This window comes from Methylobacterium sp. GC_Met_2 (assembly GCF_026540795.1).
Lineage (GTDB): Bacteria > Pseudomonadota > Alphaproteobacteria > Rhizobiales > Beijerinckiaceae > Methylobacterium.
Genome location: NZ_JALNUM010000192.1, coordinates 1 through 6,095, shown reverse-complemented (window position 1 = coordinate 6,095; position 6,095 = coordinate 1). Strand labels below are relative to the sequence as shown.

The following is a 6,095-nucleotide window of genomic DNA, read 5'->3' as shown; positions in this document are numbered from 1 at the left end:
TTGATTTGGATTATAATCAATCATCAGTTGTATCCAAGTCCCATAACACATAATTAACAAATACCCCGTAATATTAACGTGTGCTGAGATAGAACAGGGTGATGCGTCGGCGGACCGCTTCGCCGATCGCCGACCTCCCGAGCCGCTGTCGAACAGCCTCAACGATCTCGGGAGGAGAAAACCATGTTCAATGGAATGCGCACGCATGCGGATCAGGCCGCCAAACTCAACGCGCTCGACCGCTCGCAAGCCGTCATCGAGTTCACTCCAGACGGCACCATCCTCACTGCCAACGCCAACTTCCTGAACGCGATGGGCTACACCCTGCCCGAGGTGCAGGGGCAGCATCACGGGATGTTCGTCGAGCCAGCCTACCGCGATGGCGCCGAGTACCGCGCGTTCTGGGATGCCCTGCGGCGAGGCACCTACCAGTCCGCCGAGTTCAAGCGGCTGGCCAAGGGCGGTCGAGCCGTCTGGATCCAGGCGAGCTACAACCCCGTGCTCGACCGCGCCGGGCGCGTCGTGAAGGTCGTCAAGTTCGCCGCCGACATCACCGCGCAGAAGCTGCGTGCGCTGGACAGCGACGGCCAGATCGCCGCCTTGCACCGTTCACAAGCGGTGATCGCCTTCGATCCGACCGGAACGATCCTGGAGGCCAACCAGAACTTCCTCGACGCAGTCGGCTATCGGCTCGACGAGATCAGCGGCCGGCATCATAGCATGTTCGTGGATGCTGCCGAGCAGCAAGGAGCGGCCTACCGCGGGTTCTGGGAACGGCTGGGTCGGGGGGAGTTCGCTGCGGGCGAGTTCCGGCGCATCGCCAGGGGTGGCCGCGAGATGTGGATCCAGGGGAGCTACAACTCGATCAAGGACGTGGATGGTACGGTGCTCAAGGTGGTGAAGTTCGCTGCCGACATCACCGTGCAGGTGCAGGACCGCCAGCGTCGAGCTGATGCTCAACGTGCGATCGGCACAGATCTCGACGCAATCGGCACCGCGGTCGAGGCCGTCACCCGGCAGACCGCAGATGCGGCCGGCATCGTCGGACAGGTATCGAGCGACATCCAAGCTGTGGCCTCGGGCGCGGAGGAGCTGTCGGCGTCCGTCGGCGAGATCAGCCAGCAGGTCAGCCACGCCGCGCGCATGGCCGGGGAAGCGGTCGAGCAGGCCCGTCACACCGGCGGCATCGTCGAGGGTCTCAGCGGGCAGGCGGCGCAGATCGGCGAAGTCGTGACGATGATCCAGGGGATCGCCTCGCAGACCAACCTGCTGGCGCTCAACGCGACGATCGAGGCGGCCCGGGCCGGCGCGTCCGGCAAGGGCTTCGCGGTCGTAGCGTCCGAGGTGAAAGCCCTGGCCGAGCAAACCGCCAAGGCGACGGACCAGATCCGTGTGCAGATCACCGCGACCCAGGCGGCCACGCGTGAGGCGGTGGGCGCGATCGGCTCGATCCAGGGCACGATCCGATCCCTCGACGAAGTCTCCGCAGCGATCGCCGCGGCTGTCGAGGAACAGTCGGCCGTCACGCGGGAGATGTCGGGCAGCATGCACACAGCCGCCCACGGGGTGGCGACGATCGCTGGCGGCATGGAGGCGATCGCCCGGGCGAGCGAACAGGTCGATGCCGCCACCCAGCAGGTTCGATCGGCGGCGCGGGCTGTGGGCTGAAGTCATGAACGACACGGGTGAGGAGGCCGCTGTGCGGGCCAGCCTTGATAGCGCGCTCGGGGACCTACTTCGTGCCGCTGTCGACAACCCGAGAGAACCTGACGCGGCGAGCTGTACCCGGATCAACGCTGTGTTCGACCGCCGGATGGCGCCGCATCGGCATCTGGCCTGGGCCCTGGCGGAAGCCGAGGCGCTGAAGCGTCGGCTGAAAGCTGGCCTACGTGAGCACACTTCCGATGCTGTCGGTTAGGTGGACAGCATGAGAGACCCTGACTTGGGAGAGGCGCAGCTGTGACGGGCATGCTTATCCCGCTGCAATGCGATCACGGCGCTACGTCCGCGCTCGCCGCCGTCGATGTTAGGGCGATAGAGCTGCTGCAAGAGGGACATGCAGCGACGTTGTCGGGCGCGCGGGTCGACGCGATCCGGGCGGATCTACTGGCCAAACGCGAGCAACTCGCCGCGGTGATCGCCGATCTGCAGGCGCGGCCGCCGAGCGGTGATGCGCGGATCGATGCCGTCAACGCGACCCTGCGCGCCGAGGCTAGTACGGGACTGGCTTACATCGACCAGTTCCTAGGGCAGGTGGAGAGCTGTGCCGCACGTATCGGGTAAAGGCGGCACGCCAGCCCCGTCAGACAAAACCCGCGTCATTACGGCAGCGGTCGATACCTGAATTTCGTTGAGGTTTAGAGATGTCGTAAACCAGGTCGGTGCCACGCTGCACTGTACACGTCGGCGGAGACAACTTCCGTGGTTGATCAACACAGGATTACAACCAAGGGTAGATACTGCCTGCTCGGCGGCGAGGATGTCGCGTGCCTGGCCGATGTTTCGGCCCTCGACGTCATCGAACTGCATCGCGTCGCGCAGGGAGCGCTTCCCAAAAGCGGGGCGCGCGTCGCCTGCTACCTCGACAACATCGGGCTGGTCGATGGCGTCGTGCTGCACGACCTCCCGGGTGGTTTCGCCCTGCAGGTCATCGCCAACCCCGAACGTCGCTCCAGGATCGAGGCGCGGTTGGCTTGGCTGCGCAGCGCCGAGACGCGAAACGACCAACGCAAGGCAGCCCGCATCGTCCCGGTCCACCGTGCGGTACAGATCAGGCTTCAGGATGCGGAAGCGGCCGAAGCAATCGTCGCCGATCTTTCCATGACCGGCGCCGCCCTGCTGTTAAACGAGCGGCCGAGGGTCGGAGCGCTCGTGACGATGGGCAAGCGCTACGCGACAGTGGTGCGCCATACCGCTGAGGGGATCGGCGTGGCATTCCGGATGCCGTTCGGCCCGCTGACCTTCAACGAACATGTTATCCTCTGAGGGGGCGGCGATGAGGGCGGTCCTGCTGATCACCGACGACGTCCAGCGTGGCCAGCGCCTCGCCCGCGAGCTTTGTGGGCGTGGCGCTTGTCACGTCCACGATCTCTACGGGGACAAGCTACCGCCTCCCCAGTTCGACATGATCGTCAGTGACGTCGAAGCGCTCACCTCCGACGCGATCATTCGCCTGCGCCGCGTGCTGACGCAGGTCCGGGTCGGTGATCTGCCGTACCTCTTCCTCATGCATGGCAACGCGGCGCGAGCCGAGGCGCAGGCGCGGATCCTGGGCGCAAGCGCTACGGCCAACCTGCAGCAGATGTCGATTGCCCTGAATCGATTGCGGGGCTCGCCGATCCCCACTTCCGCACGAACGACGGCCGCCGAGGCTCGGCAGTTCTTCCAGGGCGCTCTCTTCTCAGGCGGCGCGATCACGCCAGACGTAGCCGATGCCGGAACTGACTTGGTCGTGCGTGCCGTCAGCGAAAACGGCGTCTACGACTGGGTACGGGCGGTCCGGCAGTTCGACGACGCCACCCATCAGCACTGCCTGATCGTAGCGGCTCTGGCCGCCGCCTTTTCGGGCGCGCTCGGCCTGCGCACGGCCGATCGCCATCGCCTGACGAAGGCCGCCCTGCTGCACGACGTCGGCAAGATCCACGTGCCGCTGGAGATCCTGAACAAGCCTGGACGCCTCAACCATTCGGAGATGGTGGTGATGCGCACGCATGCCGCCCGCGGCCACGCCATGCTCGCGCAGGGAGACTTCGACGCAGATTTGCTTGCGGCTGTTCGCTCGCACCACGAGATGCTGGACGGGACCGGCTATCCGGACGGCCTCAAGGGGTGGGAGATCCCGGACTTCGTGCGGCTGGTGACCGTCTGCGACGTCTACGGCGCGCTGGTAGAACGGCGCAGCTACCGTGCGCCGATGTCGGGCGGGGAGGCCTACAGCATCTTGCAAGGCATGGTCGGGCAGTTGGATGGTGATCTAACCCGCGCATTCCGACCTATAGCGGCAGCCTTCGATGCTCCCGTCTAGGCGGAACGCACCGGTATCGTCGGCGCGGTAGGTAACGCGCCTACCGCACGTGAACGACGAGCTTCATCTTCGGGTGAACGCCGCACAGGACGGCGAAATCGCCTTCGGTCGGGAAGGTGATGACGGCCCTGGCGCCCGGCTCGATATCGCCGGAGTCGAAGGTGAACGCCTCGGTTTCGACGTAGGCCTGATGGACGAAGTTGTCGTCATCGTTGACCACCGTGATGTGCTCGCCGACGCGGAGTGCGACGTCCTGGGGGCCGAAACGCTTGCCCTTCTGCGAGATGATGTGATCGATGTCTGGCAAGGTTGCGATGGCCGCACCCGTCATGGTGATCGACCCGAGCACTCCTAGCAGCACCATCGATACCACTTTGCGGTTGCATGGCTGCATTGTATGTACCGAACGCTGCGTCAATGACGCTATTATCAATCCTAAAGAAGTTAAAAGCGTCACAAATTTTTGTATTCAGATCTAAAATCAAGTGGTTGTGATCGGCCCGCGTACCGCGAAACCATGCAGGTTAGTCCAGGACCTGCTGATGCGGCGTGGCCTCGCCCGTGAACCAGGTCGATATCAGTGGGTAACCATCGTGCGCCCGGCGATGCTGAAGCTAGAGGCTACCTTGCGCCGTGCTGTTGACGTGGATCGACACGTGGCCGTGGCACACCGGGCAGCATCGCGCCATGGCCTGCCCCCTGGGAAGTGGTCCTCCCTGAGGTATGGCTTCGAGCCATGTTGGAGTTGACCCGGTTTGTGGTCCACGGCCTATGCAAGTTCTCGGGCTGTGACAGCTTGGTTGGCGAAGGCCCGGGGCGTCAAGCCGCCCAGGGCCGTATGGGGCCGATCTTCGTTGTAGTGGCACCTCCAGTCCTCGATGCGCTCGCGGGCATCGGCCAGCGACAGGAACCACGAGGCGTTCAGACATTCCGCCCGTAGGCGGCCGTTGAACGACTCGATGTAGGCGTTGTCTGTCGGTTTGCCCGGTCGTGAGAAGTCGATCTCGACCCCGTTCAGGTACGCCCATTGGTCGAGCATGCGCCCGGCGAACTCCGGTCCATTGTCGACCCGTAGGCCCGTTTGCGTTTGGGCAGCTTGGGCCGGATCGACAGTCCCTCGTCGCGATAGATCCGGTAGGTGCGCTTGTGGTTCACCTCCCCGCCCTCCCGTCGCAGTAGGATGTGCAGCCGTCGGTAGCCGTAGCGCACCCGCGCGGCAGCGAGCTCCTTCAGCCGCATGCGCAGAGCTACCTGCGGATCGGCGCGCTTCCGGTAGCGCTGAGACGAGCGGCCGAAGCCGGTGGCCTGACAGGCCCGACGCTCGCTGATGCCGTAGGCCACCTGCAGGTGACCGGCGACTTCGCGGCGAGCGGCGGGCCTCACCACTTTCGCTTGAGCACGTCCTGCAGCATGGAGCGGTCCAGCGTCAGGTCGGCGACCAGCCGCTTGAGCTTGCTGTTCTCATCCTCCAACTGCTTCAGCCGCCGGATCTCCGGCACGCCCATGCCGACGAACTGCTTCTTCCAGCGGTAAAATGTCGGCTCGGACACACCCATCTTCCGGTAGACCTCGTCCACCGTCGCGCCGTTCTCCGCCTGCCGCAGGGCAAAGGCGATCTGCTCGTTCGTGAAGCGTTTGCGAGGCATGGCATCCACCCTCCTTCAGGGTTCAGGATGCCCGAAAAACTTGCGCTCGACGCGGACCAGTTTGCTGGGTCAGGGTCACACGCTCGGATGACGCCATGCCGCGCTACTTCATCGACACCAATGACGACGACACGTTCGTTGAGGATGAGGAAGGCCAAATCCTGGTCGACGCCGAAGCGGCTCGACAGATGGCTCAAGCGTCACTGCCGGATATGGCCCGCGAGAAGATGCCGGACGGCGATGGCCGAACCTTCTCTGCCGTTGTCCGCGATGGGGCCGGGACGGTGATCTACAAGGCGACGCTGAAGCTGACGGGCGAGTGGAGCGCAGGCCAGAAGCCCTGTTAGGCCGCACGAGCCGGGATGGGATGGCCGCCCGGCGAGCGTTACCGCTCAGGCGGCGCCTGCTTGCAGCTCTCAGACTCG

General features: G+C 64.6%; 6 protein-coding genes and 1 pseudogene. 5 read left to right on the top strand and 2 right to left on the bottom strand.

Annotation, left to right across the window (positions count from 1 at the left end; translation table 11 throughout):
* Nucleotides 1–183 precede the first annotated feature (183 nt).
* The 4 genes from OXS49_RS32205 to OXS49_RS32190 all read left to right on the top strand — a co-directional run bounded on the left by OXS49_RS32205 (nt 184) and on the right by OXS49_RS32190 (nt 4,024).
* Nucleotides 184–1,668, top strand: coding sequence for a PAS domain-containing methyl-accepting chemotaxis protein (locus tag OXS49_RS32205; protein ID WP_267428600.1), 1,485 nt, complete (start codon nt 184–186; stop codon nt 1,666–1,668).
* A 291-nt stretch (nt 1,669–1,959) separates the two neighbouring features.
* Nucleotides 1,960–2,283 carry a hypothetical protein gene (locus OXS49_RS32200; RefSeq protein WP_267428599.1) on the top strand — a complete coding sequence of 108 codons (324 nt, stop codon included), beginning with the start codon at nt 1,960–1,962 and terminating at the stop codon, nt 2,281–2,283.
* A 138-nt stretch (nt 2,284–2,421) separates the two neighbouring features.
* On the top strand, nt 2,422–2,985 hold the full coding sequence (locus OXS49_RS33745) for a PilZ domain-containing protein (protein ID WP_267428598.1): 564 nt from the start codon (nt 2,422–2,424) through the stop codon (nt 2,983–2,985).
* A gap of 10 nt (nt 2,986–2,995) precedes the next feature.
* Nucleotides 2,996–4,024 (top strand): HD domain-containing phosphohydrolase, encoded by a 1,029-nt coding sequence (locus tag OXS49_RS32190; RefSeq protein WP_267428596.1) that lies wholly within the window; start codon nt 2,996–2,998, stop codon nt 4,022–4,024.
* A gap of 40 nt (nt 4,025–4,064) precedes the next feature.
* Here OXS49_RS32190 and OXS49_RS32185 read toward each other — a convergent pair whose 3' ends face one another.
* On the bottom strand, nt 4,065–4,442 hold the full coding sequence (locus OXS49_RS32185) for a methylamine utilization protein (protein WP_267428595.1): 378 nt from the start codon (nt 4,440–4,442) through the stop codon (nt 4,065–4,067).
* Nucleotides 4,443–4,793: 351 nt separating this feature from the next.
* A pseudogene (locus tag OXS49_RS32180) lies at nt 4,794–5,670 on the bottom strand (integrase core domain-containing protein).
* Nucleotides 5,671–5,765: 95 nt separating this feature from the next.
* Between OXS49_RS32180 and OXS49_RS32175 the strand changes: the two are divergent.
* Nucleotides 5,766–6,017, top strand: coding sequence for a hypothetical protein (locus OXS49_RS32175; RefSeq protein WP_267428594.1), 252 nt, complete (start codon nt 5,766–5,768; stop codon nt 6,015–6,017).
* Nucleotides 6,018–6,095 lie beyond the last annotated feature (78 nt).